The sequence below is a fragment of the Pseudomonas sp. PSB11 genome (assembly GCF_014596605.1).
In the GTDB taxonomy this organism is placed as follows: Bacteria; Pseudomonadota; Gammaproteobacteria; order Pseudomonadales; family Pseudomonadaceae; genus Aquipseudomonas; species Aquipseudomonas umsongensis.
This window is the reverse complement of sequence record NZ_NOIO01000019.1, coordinates 60,292-74,646: the sequence shown is the minus strand read 5'-3', so window position 1 is coordinate 74,646 and position 14,355 is coordinate 60,292. Positions and strand designations below refer to the sequence as shown.

Below are 14,355 nucleotides of genomic sequence, written 5' to 3'. Positions count from 1 at the left end.
TTCTGCCTATAAATTACGGCCAGCCTTGGTATAGGATTTCAATTACGTACCTTTAGAGCCGCCAGTGCTACCGCCACCAGTGCCCCCACCCCCGCCACATCCACCAGGGCCTCCACCACTACCACCGCTGCATCCGCCCCCTCCACCACACCCACCACTACCCCCACATCCTCCTTGGCCTCCCGAGCCTCCAGCTACTTGAGGATTAGTGCTTGAGCCATAATCACTTCTGAAGTTGAAGAGTATCTTTCCAAGCTCATTGTTTTTCATTGTTGTCACTCGTTGTGTTTGCCACTTGGAATTAAGTGGTGTTGTTAGGTTTAGGCTCCTTTGGTTTTTGGTGCAAGTGGTAGGGTTTTTACGTCGTAGGAAGTTTCCTGTGTATTTTAGGACGGGTCTTACATGACTTTGGGAGTTGAAGTTTGTTTGTTTTTCGAGTGTGGGTGTGAAAAGCTTTAAAAGTCTTTAAAAAACTGAGCTTTAGTTTTTGGAGATGGGAAAGAAATTTGCTGGCGTAGGTAAGGATTTTATGTAGGAAAAAATGTGCGGTTTTCTGTTTTTTTGATGTGGGGGGGCTTTGTTGAGCCTCTCTTTTTTCCAAGAAAGCGACAGACGGTAGTTTTCGCTTTTAGATAAAATACTCTTCAGTGCTGAAAACGACTGGTTGCACAAAGCTAGAGTGAGTATTTGTTTGATCTGCGTAATAGAAGTATCGCTTGATGAAACCCTCGGCCACCGCATCAGCAACCTGCGCAAGGAAGCCGCCCTGGCCCTCGGCGAGTTGAATGAAAAAGGCGCCATTTAAGCGCTGCTGGCCGCCCAGGACGATGGTGATCCGGAAGTGCGCAAGGCGGTGCGCATTGCCCTGAGTCAGCTGCAATGAACCCGGTGGCCATCGGCAATTCCCGGAGCAGGCAGCAGCTGCGACTGAACTGGCCGGATGGCCGCGAGCTGTGGCTGGACCATGCCGAGCTGCGCCGCCAGTGCCCGTGTTCGCAATGCCGGGCGTTTCGATTGCGCGGGATGGCGCCGCTGGTCGATGCCCGCGTTCGGCTGATCGAGGTGAATTCCCTGGGGTATGGGTTGCAACTGGTGTTCAGTGATGGGCATGAACGCGGAATATATCCATGGGCCTATCTCGAAGGATTAACTCCAAACCTGTAGGAGCGAGCATGCTCGCGATGGTCGTTAACGTTAACGCGTGGTTCCTGGTTAAACGCGGCGTTCTTGAGTCCATCGCGAGCATGCTCGCTCCTACAGGAGGCCAGGGCAATCAGAAGGACTTGCTGACGCTCGCCACTACCGTCGCGCTACACACATCGTCGAAGCCCCAATTGCTCAGGCACTGGCTTTTCGACAGGTCGGTGTCGATGTAGCTCAGGCCCAGCATCATGCCCGCCAGTTCATGGGTCAGCTTGATCTCCCACTCACGGTAGGAGTCTTCAGCCTCACCCGAGCGTGAGTACAGTTGCGGGTCCTTGAAGTCCATGTCGCCGTAACGCAGCTTGAGGCCAACGCCGTAGGGCAGCTCGGTTTCGTAACCGACATAGCTGTAGAGCGAGTTCTGCTCGCTATCGATACCCGGCGCATCGGCGGAGTAATAGGCACCGAGTTTCACCCCGTAGACGCTGAGAATGCCGTAGGCCTCGCTCTGGTTGAACTGGCTCTCTTTCGGGTAGGAATATTTGAGGTAGCCCAGGTCGAGGCTGACGTCATCGGTGGCCTGCCACAACCAACCGGCATAGTAGTCGACCTCCTGCCGGGTTTTCAGGCCGCCGCCAAAGTCGACGTTGGAGGTCCATGCGCCCAGGTACAGGCCGCTGCTGTGGGCCAGGGTTGCGCCGGCTTGCAGTGTCGGGTCGTTCTGAGTCTGCGAGATGCCGCGGGTTCGATAGTCGCTGGCCAGGGTCACGTCCAGCAACAAGGCGAAATCATCATTCAAGGGGATGGCTTGGCTGCTCAAAGGCAGCAGGCTCAAGGAACCGAGGGCGAACAGGGTGAAAGCTTTCATGGTACGTCCCGCTATTGTGATTGTTATGGGCAGAAATCGGACAAGGCTGAGCCGTGCCTCGTGTTGAAAACACGAGGTCGGAGAGGTGTGTGACTGAGGTTTTTATTAGAGGGTTGGCGCGTAGACCTGACGTCCGGCGAACCAGGTCTGCAGCACCTGGGTGTCGTGCAGGGCTTTTTCGTCGACGCTGAACACATCACGGTCGACGACGATGAAGTCGGCCTGTTTACCGGCGCTCAGCGAGCCGATCTGTTTGTCCAGGCCAAGGGTGCGCGCGGCATTGAGCGTGTAGGCGTAGAACATGGCTTCGCGGTCGATGCGTTCATCGGCGTTGAGCACCCCCAGCGGACCCACCCGCGTCATGGCCTGGGCCATGGCGTTCCACGGGTTGGGCGAAGACACTGGCCAGTCGCTGGCCCCGGCGATGGTCGCGCCCTGTTTGAGCAAAGAATGCGCCGGGTATTGGTAACGGAACGCCAGGGCGCTGACGTAAGGCTTGATCATGTCCGTGGTGTAATCGTCGGCGCTGGCCCAGAGCAGTTGCATCGAGGCGATGACGTCGAGCGGTTTGAAGCGGGCGAATTCTTTCGGATTGACGATCTGCAGGTGCGTGATGGAGTGGGTCACGCCGCTCTGTCGGTCCTTGCGCGCCTGGGCGATGCCGTTCAGCGATTCGCGTACGGCGCGGTCGCCGATGGCATGAATGTGCACCAGCCAGCCGCGCTGATCGATCGCGCTGACCAGCTCGCCGAAATGCTTCGGATCGATCAACAATTCGCCCGGTTTGTGCGAGTTGGTGTACGGATCGATCATCGCGGCGCTCTGGGCCGGGTACTCGATCACGCCGTCAGCGAAGATCTTGATACCGGGCAGCGTCAGGTTGGGAATGCCCTGGAACTGCTGGCGGACCTTGTCCAGAGTATCGAGATCGGCGGGAACGCTCTTGCCGTTGGCTACCAACAGCGCCGCTACATGAGCGGTCATACCGCCGCTTTCGGACAGGGCCTTGTACACCGGCAGCACGCCGACGGTTTTTTCCGTGGGCTTGAGGGCGAATATCGGTTCGCCGGGCGCGGCGTTGGCGGCCGGGTCCATCCAGGCGGTGATGCCCAGGCTGTTGTTGTAGCTCACGGCGGTTTGCGCCGCCTTGAGCATGTCAGTGGCACTTGGCGCCGGCATTTTCGAAGCGACCCGGTCCCAACCAGCGTCCACCAGGAAGCCGTTGGGGTTGCCGTCGGCGAGTTTGCCGATGGTGTCTTTCTCGGCGTCCGGCAGGTTTTTCAGCAACGCCGCATCGACGCCAGCGCGCTTGAGCATGACGTTGTTGGCCCACGCCGTATGGTGGTCGCTGCCGGTGAACACCACGGCTGTGTCGGCCCATTCGCCGCTGTTGAACTGCTTGCCCAAGGCTTCGGCCTGCGCCCAATAAGCCGAACTCATGCCGGCCACGCTCAGGACATCGCCATGCCTGGCCTTACCGTCGTCACGCCAGGCTCGCAGGCGCTTTTCCAGCTCATCGAGGTCGACCACCTCGTCTTCCATGTTGGCCGAAACCTTCTCCAATCCACCGAAAATCCCGTGGGAGTGGCTGTCGATCAGGCCTGGCATCAGGGTCTTGCCGTCCAGGTCGACGACCTTGGTTTGCGCATCGATCAGGGCCTTGATCTGCGTATCGCTGCCCACTTGCAGCACCTTTCCGTCCTTTACGGCCAGGGCCTGGACCTTGGGCTGGTTGCGGTCGGCAGTGAAGATCTTGCCGTTGAACAGCACCAGGTCAGTCGCGGCCATGGCTTCCAACGAGGCAAAACTGACTGCCACCAGCAACAGATTCGGGATGAATCTTTTCATTGAATGTTTCCTTGTTATTGCGTCTGATGGCCAGATTAGTGGCTCGCCGTGCTCGGCAGAACGCCTCGCTCACGAAAAACGCTTTTGCCTGAATGGAAAAAGAATGGACAAACTGGGTGCACTGAAAATGTTCGTGGTCACGGCGCAACTGGGCAGCTTCAGTCGCGCCGCCGAGCAATTGGGCAAGACCCCGTCGGCCCTGACCAAAGCGGTCAATCACCTGGAAGCGGAACTCGGCGCGCGATTGTTCGAGCGCAGTACCCGGCGGATCTTGCTCACGGAATCCGGGCGGCTGTACCTGGACACCGCGCGCCAGGTCTTGCAGCGCCTGGACGAGGCCGGCGAGGAAATCGAGCAGTTGCAGCACGGTTTGCGCGGCAGCCTGAAAATCACCGCGCCGCTGGCCTATGGGCAGGCCTTTCTCGATCAGGTGTGTGGCGGTTTTCTCGAGCAATACCCGCAGATCAACCTGCAAGTGGACCTGTGTGACGAGTTCGTCAATCTGCTGGAAAGCGGCTACGACCTGGCCTTGCGTGAAGGGCATGACGACTTGCCGGGGTTGATTGCCCGCGTCGTTGGCAGCAATCGCCTGGCGCTGTGCGGCAGTCCGGAGTATCTGGCGCGCAAGGGGCTGGCGGTCACCCCCCAGACCCTCGATGAGCACGAATGGTTGCTGTACCGCCATCCTTTGCTCAGCCGCGAATTCTGGTGGGCCGAGCGCGACGGCCAGCGCCTGAGCTTGCCGCAACCCCAGGCACCCCGCCTGCGCAGCGACAACTACGACTTGTTGCTGGCCAATGCCCTGGCCGGGCGCGGGTTGTTGCATACGCCGTTGTGGAGCGCGGCACCTTACATTGCCGATGGGCGACTGGTGCGGGTGATGGCCGACTACGACATCGACCCGGACAGCTTCGGTCCGCACATCCTGGCGGTGTACCCCAGCCATCGGCGGGCCACGGCCAAGGTGCTGGCGTTCATCGATTACATCACGGCGTTTCTGGCGGCCCCTCTGTAGGAGCGAGCATGCTCGCGATGAACCTGTGAGCGCCGCGGGGTGTCAGGCTTCCCGCGTTATCGTTGACGACCATCGCGAGCATGCTCGCTCCTACAGAGGGGCAGGTACTTGCCAGGAAATTGCGGAAAGAGTACAAATGTACTCCATGACGACATTAACTCCCCGCCGTACCGCCATCCTGACTTTTATCCGTGATCGAATCGCGGAGCATGGTCAGTCCCCGAGCCTCGCTGAAATCAGCGAGGCGTTCGGCTTCGCCTCCCGCAGCGTGGCGCGCAAGCATGTGCTGGCGCTGACCGAGGCCGGTTTTATCGAGGTCAATCCACATCAGGCCCGGGGCATTCGCTTGCTCGGCCAGCCGCCGCGTCCCGAGCTGCTGGACATCCCGGTGCTCGGCCGGGTGGCGGCCGGTGCGCCGATCGGTGCCGATGCCGAGGTCCATAGCCGCTTGTTGCTCGACCCATCGATTTTCTCGCGGGTGCCGGACTACATGCTGCGGGTGCGCGGCGACTCGATGATCGAGGACGGCATTCTCGACGGCGACCTGGTGGGCGTGCACCGCAGCCCCGAGGCCATCAATGGCCAGATCGTCGTGGCGCGGCTCGACGGTGAAGTCACCATCAAGCGCTTCGAGCGGGTCGGCGACCAGGTTCGCCTGTTGCCGCGCAACCCGGCCTATCAACCGATCATCGTCGAGGCCGACCGGGACCTGGCCATCGAAGGGGTGTTCTGCGGCCTGGTGAGGCAAGGCTGATGGGTGCCGTCGTTGCGCTGGATACGCTGTTCAATGGCGGCCAGGTCTGGAGGGGCCGGCCTGCGCCGCCGGCTGCCAGCCCGCAACCCACCGGCCATGCCGCACTGGATGCGGCACTGCCCACGGGCGGCTGGCCGGAGGCGGCGCTGACGGAAATCCTCCTGGCCGGGCAGGGCGTGGGCGAGTTGCAACTGGTGTGGCCAGCACTGGCGCGGCTATCGGCGGCGGGCGAGCGCATTGTGCTGGTGGCGCCGCCCTGCGTGCCATACCCCCAGGCCTGGCAGAACGCCGGGGTCGATCTGCGCCAGTTGTCGATCATCCAGGCCAGCGAGCGCGATGCGTTGTGGGCGGCGGAACAATGCCTGCGTTCGGGCAGTTGTGGTGCGGTGCTGTGCTGGCCGCACAAGGCCGATGACCGCGCCTTGCGCCGCTTGCAGGTGGCGGCGGAAACCGGCTCGACCCTGGCGTTCGCCTATCGCTCGCTCAGCGAAGCGATCAACCCTTCGCCAGCGGCCCTGCGCATCGCCATCGATGCCAAGCCCGCGCAATTACGGGTGCTCAAGTGCCGCGGCGGATTAGCCCGCTCGGCGCCGATTGCCTTCGCCGTGGGGCATTGAGGTTGCCATGCGCTGGGTCTGTATTCTGTTTCCGCAATTGGCGCTGGACGCGGTACTGCGTCAGCGCGCCGACCCCCAGGAGCCGCTGGCACTGCTGACCGGCCCGGCCCAGCGGCGGGTGCTGCAGGCGGTCAATGGCCCGGCGCGGGCGCTGGGTCTGCGCCCCGGCCAGTCCATGAGCGCCGCCCAGGCCTTGAGCAAGGGCTTTGCCACCGCCGAGTACGACGTCGCCGATATCGAACACTGGCAGCAATTCCTGGCCGCCTGGGCTTATCGCTTCAGCTCCCAGGTCAGCGTGCATTATCCGCGGGCGCTGGTGTTCGAAATCGAGTCCAGCCTGGGACTGTTCGGCCCCTGGCCGAAATTCGAGGCGCGCCTGCGCAGCGAACTCGGCGAACTGGGGTTTCGTCACCGCATCGTCGCGGCGCCCAATCCGGTGGCGGCGCGGATGCTGGCCAACGCCTACGACGGCCTGGTGGTGGCCGACGAGCAAGCCTTGCAGCATCACCTGGGGCACATGCCCATCGACCGCATCGGTCTGGCGGCCAGCGTGGCCACGGCGTTGTCGCGCATGGGCCTGCGCACCTTGAGCCAGATGCAGGCGTTGCCCCGGCACAGCCTGGCCCGGCGTTTCGAGGCCCAGGTGCTTAAGCACCTGGATGAATTGCTGGGCATACGACGCCTGGCGCTGGCGTTCTACCTGCCGCCGGACCGTTTCGATGTACGCATCGAGCTCAATTTCGATGTGCAGTCCCATCAGGCCTTGCTGTTTCCGTTGCGTCGCCTGACGGGGGATCTGTCGACGTTCCTGTGCGGTCGGGACAGCGGTGTGCAGCGTTTCGACCTGCACCTGGAGCACGCCGGATTGCCGGACACGCTGATCAAGGTCGGCCTGCTCAGTGCCGAACGCGATCCGGCGATGCTGTTCGAACTGGCGCGAGGGCGCCTGGAGCAAGTCCAGGTCGAGGCCCCTGTGCGCGGTTTTCGCCTGCGCGCCGAAGACTTGCCGAGCTTCGTTCCGCAGTTTCAGGAGCTGTTCGACGATCGCCCGCAGCAGACCTTGCCCTGGGAGCAACTGCGCGAACGCCTGCGCGCACGGCTGGGGGATGATGCCGTGCAGGGCCTGCGCTTCCAGGCCGATCACCGGCCCGAGTGCGCGTGGCAGGCCAGTGCCGACAGCCAGCCCGGTGCGCGATTGCCGACCGTGCAGCGACCGGGCTGGCTGCTGACCGAACCGCTGGCGGTGCACGAAGGCTCGACGCGCATCCTCATGGGGCCGGAACGCATCGAGTCCGGTTGGTGGGACGGCGATGACGTGCGCCGTGATTACTACTTGATCGAAACCCGTGCCGGCCAGCAGGGTTGGGCCTATCGTGCGGTGGGCGAGGGTGGTCCGTTGTGGCTGCAGGGCTGGTTCGCGTGAACGCCGGATATGCCGAGCTGCACTGCCTGTCGAACTTCAGTTTCCAGCGCGGTGCTTCCAGTGCCCTGGAATTGTTCCAGCGGGCGAAAAAACAGGGCTACCAGGCCCTGGCGATCACCGACGAGTGCACCCTGGCGGGTATCGTTCGCGCCTGGCAAGCGGCGAAGTCCGTGGAGCTGCCACTGATTATCGGCAGTGAAGTGCGCATTGAGAACGGCCCGAAGCTGGTGTTGCTGGTGGAAAACCTCGAGGGTTACCAGACCCTGTGCCGACTGATCACACGAGCTCGACGTCGTACGCAAAAAGGTCAGTATCAAGTGCTGCGCGAAGACTTCGACGAAGCATTGCCAGGGCTGTTGGCGCTGTGGGTGCCGGACGCGGTCGATGACCTTGAGCAGGGCCATTGGTTGAAGCAGGTCTTCGCCGAACGCCTGTGGCTGGCGGTCCAGCTGCATCGCGGCCAGGACGATACCCGGCGACTGAGTGATCTCCTGGCGCTGGCCGGGGAACTGCGGATACCCGCGGTGGCCAGCGGCGATGTGCACATGCATGCGCGCGGGCGCCGGGCCCTGCAGGACACCATGACCGCGATCCGTCATCACTTGCCGGTAGCCGATGCCGGGTTGCGCCTGCACCCCAACGGCGAACGGCACCTGCGCGGCCTCGATGTGTTGCGCGAGCTCTATCCGCCAGCCTTGCTCGACGAAACCCTGGACATTGCCCGGCGCTGCACCTTTGATCTGGGTCAGTTGCGTTATCAGTATCCGCGCGAGCTGGTGCCCGATGGGCACAGCGCAGCCTCCTGGCTCCGGGAACTGACCGAGCGGGGCATTCGCCAGCGCTGGCCCCAGGGTGCGAGCGAGAAGGTTCGCGGGCTGATCGACAAGGAACTGGGGCTGATTGCCGAGCTGGGCTACGAGAGTTATTTCCTCACTGTCCAGGACATCGTCGCCTTCGCCCGGCGCGAGAAAATCCTCTGTCAGGGCCGAGGCTCGGCGGCCAACTCGGCGGTGTGTTTCGCCTTGGGCATTACCGAGATCGACCCCGACCGGATGAACATGCTGTTCGAGCGCTTTCTTTCCAAAGAGCGCGACGAACCACCGGACATTGATGTGGACTTCGAGCACGAGCGCCGCGAAGAAGTCTTGCAGTACGTGTTCCAGCGTTATGGGCGGACCCGCGCGGCATTGACCGCCGTGGTCAGCACCTATCACGCGGCGGGCGCGGTGCGCGATGTGGCCAAGGCGTTGGGGTTGCCGCCGGACCAGATCAATGCCCTGGCCGATTGCTGTGGTCACTGGAGTGATGAAACACCGCCCGTGGAGCGCCTGCGCGAAGGTGGTTTCGACCCCGAGAGCCCGGTGTTGCGCCGGGTATTGAGCTTGACCGGGCAACTGATCGGTTTCCCCCGGCACCTGTCCCAGCACCCCGGTGGCTTCGTGATTTCCGAGCATCCCCTGGACACCCTGGTGCCGGTGGAAAACGCGGCCATGGCCGAGCGCACCATCATCCAGTGGGACAAGGACGATCTGGACGCGGTCGGCCTGCTCAAGGTGGATATCCTTGCATTAGGCATGCTCAGCGCGATTCGTCGTTGTCTCGATTTGCTGCGTCGTCATCGCAACCTGGACTTGAGCCTGGCGACGATCCCCTCCGAAGACCCGTTGACCTACGACATGATTGGCCGCGCCGACACCGTCGGCGTGTTCCAGATCGAGTCCCGGGCACAGATGTCGATGCTGCCCAGGCTCAAGCCCCGCGAGTTCTATGACCTGGTGATCGAGGTGGCCATCGTTCGTCCCGGTCCTATCCAGGGCGGCATGGTGCACCCGTACCTGCGGCGGCGGAACAAGGAAGAGCTCGAAAGCTATCCCTCCGAAGAGTTGCGCGAGGTGTTGAAGCGCACCCTGGGCGTGCCGCTGTTCCAGGAGCAGGTCATGCAGATCGCCATCGTCGCCGCCGACTACAGCCCCGGCGAAGCCGATCAGTTGCGCCGGTCCATGGCGGCCTGGAAACGCCATGGCGGACTGGAACCGCATAGGGATCGCCTGGCCGCCGGGATGAAGAAAAAAGGCTACACCGCCGATTTCGCCGCGCAGATCTTCGAACAGATCAAAGGCTTTGGCAGCTACGGTTTTCCCGAATCCCATGCCGCCAGTTTTGCCTTGTTGACCTACGCCAGTTGCTGGTTGAAATGCCACGAACCGGCGGCCTTCGCCTGTGCCCTGATCAACAGCTGGCCCATGGGTTTCTACAGCCCGGACCAGATCCTGCAGGACGCGCGCCGTCACCATTTGCAGATTCGTCCGGTGGACGTGCGGGCCAGCGACTGGGATTGCAGCCTCGAACCGATTGCCGGTGCGCAACCGGCGATTCGCATGGGGTTGCGCATGATCAAGGGCTTTCGCCAGGACGATGCCCGGCGCATCGAGGCGGCGCGTTCTAAAGGCGCCTTTGTCGACATCGCTGACCTTGGCGAACGGGCATGCCTGGATGCCCGCGCCCAGGAACAACTGGCCGATGCCGGTGCCTTGCGCGGGCTGGCCGGTGATCGGCATCGAGCGCGCTGGGAAGTGGCGGGGGTGCAAAAGCAGCTAGGCCTGTTTGCCGGCCTGCCCCGTCAGGAGGAAGGCGCGGTGGCGCTGCCCAAACCCACGGTCGGCGAGGACCTGTTGGCCGATTACAACAGCCTCGGCACCACCCTCGGGCCGCATCCGCTGACCTTGTTGCGGGGTGAGTTGAAAGCCCGGCGCTGCCGCAGTTCGAAAGAGTTGCTGGAGGTGGAGCACGGGCGACCGGTCAGCGTCGCCGGCCTGGTAACCGGCCGACAACGCCCGAGCACCGCCAGTGGCGTGACCTTCGTCACCCTGGAGGACGAGTTCGGCAACGTCAACGTGGTGGTCTGGCGCGACCTGGCCGAGCGCCAGCGCCAGGTGCTGGTGGGCTCGCAGTTGCTCAAGGTCGATGGGCGCTGGGAGAAGGAGGGAGAGGTGCGGCATTTGATTGCCGGGCGCTTGAGCGACTTGAGTCCACTGCTCGACGGCATCAGCGTGCGCAGCCGGGATTTCCGCTGACCTGTGGTAATGGGCTCTTGTGGTGATGGGATTTTTGTGGCGAGGGGATTTATCCCCGCTCGGCGGCGAAGCCGTCGTAAAACCAGTGAATGCAGGTTTTCTGAGACTTCTGCGGGAGCAGGGTTTGGGGCTGCTTCGCAGCCCAACGGGGATAAATCCCCTCGCCACAAAAAGCCCCGCATTCACAGGAAATATGTGATGCCTTTTTATTTGGTCACCGGCCAAAACCGCTCGCCACCCCCCGGCGCATCCGTCCACGCCTGCAACGAGCGGGTCGGCAGGTCGAAATAATCCCGGGTACGCGCATACCCATGTCCACCCATCCGCCCGATCGCATCAAGCCCGAGTTGATCGATGTACAACGTCTTCGGGTCGATCAGCTCATCACGCACATGGGCCATCAGCACTTCACCAAAAATGATCTCCCGCGACTGACCGATGTTCAGCGCCATCATCCGCCGGCATTCCAGTGCCACCGGTGCCTCGCCGATGCGCGGGCATTTGACCGAGGTGCCAGGGATGGCGGTGAGGCCGGCGGCGGTCAGCTCGTCGAAACCGGGGGCGAAAGGTACGGCGCAGACGTTCATGGCTTCCACCAGGGCATCGCTGACGATGTTCACGGTGAACTCCTGGTTGAGCTGGATGTTGCGCGTGGTGTCCTTGGGACTCTGGTCGCCGTAGTTTTCCACACCCAGCGCAAGGATCGGCGGATCGGCCGACAGCGCGTTGAAAAAGCTGAACGGCGCGGCGTTGACACGGCCTTCTGCGTCGACGGTGGTGACCAGGGCAATCGGGCGTGGCACCACGCTGCCGATCAGAATCTTGTACTTGTCCCGTGGACTCAGTTGGCTGAAGTCGAAGCTTTGCATGGGCAGAATTCTCTAAAGGAGTGGATCGATGGCGCACAGCGGCGCCTGTGCGCTGTAGTCGTCGGCGAACGGGATGGCCGGCTGGAACAGGGTCTTCCAGTCCGGTTGGCCGAAGGCCCGGTCGCTGTGGCTGCGCATCAGTTTTTCGAATTGCTGTTGGGCCTGGCGCTGCAGGGCGGGGTAGTCGACACCCAAAACCTGCCCGTCCTGCATCACGCAGCGGCCATCGATGTAGCTGGCGATGCAATCGTCACCGCGCCCGGCCAGGAGCAGGTTCTTCAGCGGGTCGAACAGCGGCCCCAAGTGCAGGCCGCGCAGGCTGAACACGCTGATGTCGGCCTTGGCCCCCGGCGCCAGGCGACCGATGTCGTCGCGGCCCAGGGCCTTGGCGCCGCCGAGGGTGGCGGCGTTGTACAGGTCCAGCGCGCTGGTGAGCGTATTGCCGCCCTCCATCAAGCGCGCGATGTTCAAGCCCTGGCGCATGTTGTCGAGCAAATCCGCCGGCCAGGTGTCGGTGCCCAAGGCGAAGTTGATGCCCTTGGCGCGATAGCGACCAAACGAATTCAGCGCCTCGCCATCGCGGGCAAACACCACCGGGCAATGCACCAGGCTGGCGCCACCATCGACCACGCGTTGCAGGTCGTCATCGCCGTGGGTGTAGATGCCGTGGGGCAACAGGCTGCGCGGGGTCAGCAGGCCCAGGTCCTGCAGCCAGCCCAACGGCGACACACCGCGAAGTTGCTCCACCATCGCCACTTCGCCGAGCCCCTGGCAGCAATGCAAGCGCATCGGCGCGTTGAGTTCCCGGCTCAGTGCAGCAGTGCGTTGCAGCAATGCTGGCGTGCACGTCTGGATGCGATCCGGCAGCAGAGCGCCGCGGATCAACCCTTGATGAGCACCGTCGAAGTCCTGGAAAAACCGCTCGGCCGTATCGAGCCCGGCCAGCCCCCGGGTTTCGTCCCAGTGATGGGCCAGCGAGCCGTCGGCCTGCCAGTAACTCATGCCGCTCATGTAGCAGGGGCCGAGGTAGGTGCGCAGTCCCAACTCGGCCGCCACGCCGGCCACCGCGGCAAACTCGTCGTAGGTCTCGGCCCACTCGCGGTAGTACATCGAGGTAATCGGCATGGCAGTGGTGATGCCGTTGCGGATCAATTGGGTGAAGGCGTAGCGGTACTTGAAGACTTCTTCTTCGGGGCTGTAACTTTCCCGTGGGCCGCGCGCCAGATACTGCGCCGACCACATCCGGCCCATGTCGCGCTCGTCGCCGTTGTCCAGGGTCAGCACCGTGGAGTCGAGATCGCCCAGGGCATCCAGATCGATGAAGCCTGGACCGATCAGCGCGTTGCCGTAATCAATCCACTGATCCACCGGCCCGGGAAAATCACGCCCTACAAATAGGATACGCGAACCTTCGAACACCACTTCGCCGTTGCGCCACAGCACATGCTGTGCACCGTCGAAGCCGACCACGCAGCTCGCTTTAAGGGCGATGCGTTTCACAGGCGACTTTCCAGCAGGCGCCCACCGGCGGCAATCAACTGCCCACCGCGATAGACCTCGCGCAACGGCCGCGCCACGACGGCCTCGCCCAACGTCTGCACGGGCAGCAACAGGAAGTTCGCCGGTTGGCCAATCTCCAGGCCAAAACCTTCGCAACCCAGCGCCCGGGCACCATTGACCGTTGCCGCCTCAAACGCCGCCGCCAGTTCTTCGTCCTTGTTCAGATCGAAACGAAACGCCAGCAACATCGCCCGCTCCAGCATGTCGCCGTTGCCCATGGGCGACCAGGCGTCGCGGATGCCGTCCGAACCCAGGCACACATTCACGCCAACCTCGCGCAAGGCCAGGAACGGCGGCACCGCGCAATCGGCCGGCGCCGAACTCATCAGCGAAATGCCCAGAGTTGCCAGGCGTTCGGCCACCGGTTTGACCTGGCTCCACGGCAACATGCCCAGGCAATAGGCATGACTGATCATCACCCGGCCTTGAAGCCCGAAGCGCTGGGTGTAGTCGGCGATCAGGGCGATCTGCCACAGGCCCAGCTCACCCTTGTCGTGCAGGTGAATGTCGACGCCACGGTCGAACTCGCTGGCCAGTTTGAACACAAAGTCGAGTTGCGCGATCGGGTCGTTGTCGATGCCGCAGGGGTCAAGACCGCCGACGTTCTCCACACCCAGGGCCATGGCTTCGCGCATCAGTTCGGCGGTGCCGGGGCGGCTGATCAGGCCGGTTTGCGGGAATACCACCAGTTGCAGGTCGATCAGGTCGCGGTAGTGTTCCTGCAGTTGCTGCATGGCTTCGACATGGCGCAGGCCGAATTCCGGATCGATATCGACGTGGCAGCGCAGGGTCAGCGAGCCGTGGGCGATGCAGTGTTCCAGCAGGGCACCGGCGCGTTGCGCGATCGGTACGGTGACTTCGCGCAGAATGCGCCGCTCGTTGGCGATGTAGTCCTTGAGGGTGGGACCTGCGCTGTTCGGGCGCCAGGGCTGACCCCAGAGGGTTTTGTCCAGGTGCACGTGGCTTTCCACCAGGGCGGGGGTCAGCAGTTGGTTCTGGCCGTCGATGTCGGTGGCCGACAAGGCTTCGTTCGAAGCGGGACGGCGTTGGCTGAACCGGCCGTTCTCGATCAGCAAGTCTTCGGCGGGGGCGCCGTAGGGGCGCACGTTGCGCAGCCAGCGGGGTTGGGTCATTGCATACCTCAAATTCTGTGTTGTTTGGGCGGGGCCTCTTCGCTGGCAAGC

The 14,355-nt window shown here is 62.8% G+C and carries 12 protein-coding genes and 1 pseudogene; 7 read left to right on the top strand and 6 right to left on the bottom strand.

Translation table 11 applies throughout. The features are described 5' to 3' along the window. Positions 1–38: 38 nt before the first annotated feature. Complete coding sequence (locus CGA21_RS30160) at positions 39–167, bottom strand: hypothetical protein (protein WP_262927139.1); 129 nt, start codon at positions 165–167, stop codon at positions 39–41. Between the two features lie 545 nt (positions 168–712). Between CGA21_RS30160 and CGA21_RS20595 the strand changes: the two are divergent. Then, positions 713–883 (top strand): annotated as a pseudogene (locus tag CGA21_RS20595) (HEAT repeat domain-containing protein); the annotation flags it as partial. Continuing rightward, positions 880–1,164, top strand: a complete 285-nt coding sequence (locus CGA21_RS20590) for a DUF971 domain-containing protein (RefSeq protein ID WP_188264924.1) — start codon at positions 880–882, stop codon at positions 1,162–1,164. The pseudogene CGA21_RS20595 and the gene CGA21_RS20590, both read left to right, overlap by 4 nt. Positions 1,165–1,273: 109 nt before the next feature. Here CGA21_RS20590 and CGA21_RS20585 read toward each other — a convergent pair whose 3' ends face one another. Further along, positions 1,274–2,011 carry a TorF family putative porin gene (locus CGA21_RS20585; RefSeq protein WP_110753313.1) on the bottom strand — a complete coding sequence of 246 codons (738 nt, stop codon included), beginning with the start codon at positions 2,009–2,011 and terminating at the stop codon, positions 1,274–1,276. A gap of 105 nt (positions 2,012–2,116) precedes the next feature. Next, positions 2,117–3,859 (bottom strand): amidohydrolase, encoded by a 1,743-nt coding sequence (locus CGA21_RS20580; RefSeq protein ID WP_110753312.1) that lies wholly within the window; start codon positions 3,857–3,859, stop codon positions 2,117–2,119. A 103-nt stretch (positions 3,860–3,962) separates the two neighbouring features. Here CGA21_RS20580 and CGA21_RS20575 point away from each other — a divergent pair, with 103 nt between their 5' ends. From CGA21_RS20575 to CGA21_RS20555, 5 genes are all read left to right on the top strand, one after another. Continuing rightward, positions 3,963–4,874: a LysR family transcriptional regulator gene (locus CGA21_RS20575; protein ID WP_110753311.1), complete on the top strand. Its 912-nt coding sequence runs from the start codon at positions 3,963–3,965 to the stop codon at positions 4,872–4,874. 136 nt (positions 4,875–5,010) lie between these two features. Beyond that, positions 5,011–5,628 (top strand): transcriptional repressor LexA, encoded by a 618-nt coding sequence (gene lexA, locus CGA21_RS20570; protein ID WP_020795462.1) that lies wholly within the window; start codon positions 5,011–5,013, stop codon positions 5,626–5,628. After that, positions 5,628–6,245, top strand: coding sequence for a translesion DNA synthesis-associated protein ImuA (imuA, locus tag CGA21_RS20565; RefSeq protein WP_020795461.1), 618 nt, complete (start codon positions 5,628–5,630; stop codon positions 6,243–6,245). Before lexA ends, imuA begins: the two co-directional genes overlap by 1 nt. 7 nt (positions 6,246–6,252) lie before the next feature. Then, the gene (locus tag CGA21_RS20560) at positions 6,253–7,668 is read left to right on the top strand and encodes a Y-family DNA polymerase (protein WP_110753310.1); all 1,416 of its coding nucleotides are present in this window, start codon (positions 6,253–6,255) and stop codon (positions 7,666–7,668) included. Continuing rightward, entirely contained in the window at positions 7,644–10,742 is a 3,099-nt protein-coding gene (locus CGA21_RS20555) for an error-prone DNA polymerase (RefSeq protein WP_188264923.1), read from the top strand. The genes CGA21_RS20560 and CGA21_RS20555 overlap by 25 nt, the downstream gene beginning before the upstream one ends. A 206-nt stretch (positions 10,743–10,948) precedes the next feature. On the opposite strand, the gene CGA21_RS20550 is transcribed toward CGA21_RS20555, so the two are convergent. From CGA21_RS20550 to CGA21_RS20540, 3 genes are read right to left on the bottom strand one after another with little or no spacing between them, the layout of a single operon-like run. Beyond that, entirely contained in the window at positions 10,949–11,611 is a 663-nt protein-coding gene (locus tag CGA21_RS20550; RefSeq protein WP_188264922.1) for a flavin reductase family protein, read from the bottom strand. 12 nt (positions 11,612–11,623) lie between these two features. Next, positions 11,624–13,111, bottom strand: coding sequence for an amidohydrolase family protein (locus CGA21_RS20545; RefSeq protein ID WP_188264921.1), 1,488 nt, complete (start codon positions 13,109–13,111; stop codon positions 11,624–11,626). Beyond that, entirely contained in the window at positions 13,108–14,304 is a 1,197-nt protein-coding gene (locus CGA21_RS20540) for an amidohydrolase family protein (protein WP_188264920.1), read from the bottom strand. The genes CGA21_RS20545 and CGA21_RS20540 overlap by 4 nt, the downstream gene beginning before the upstream one ends. Positions 14,305–14,355 lie beyond the last annotated feature (51 nt).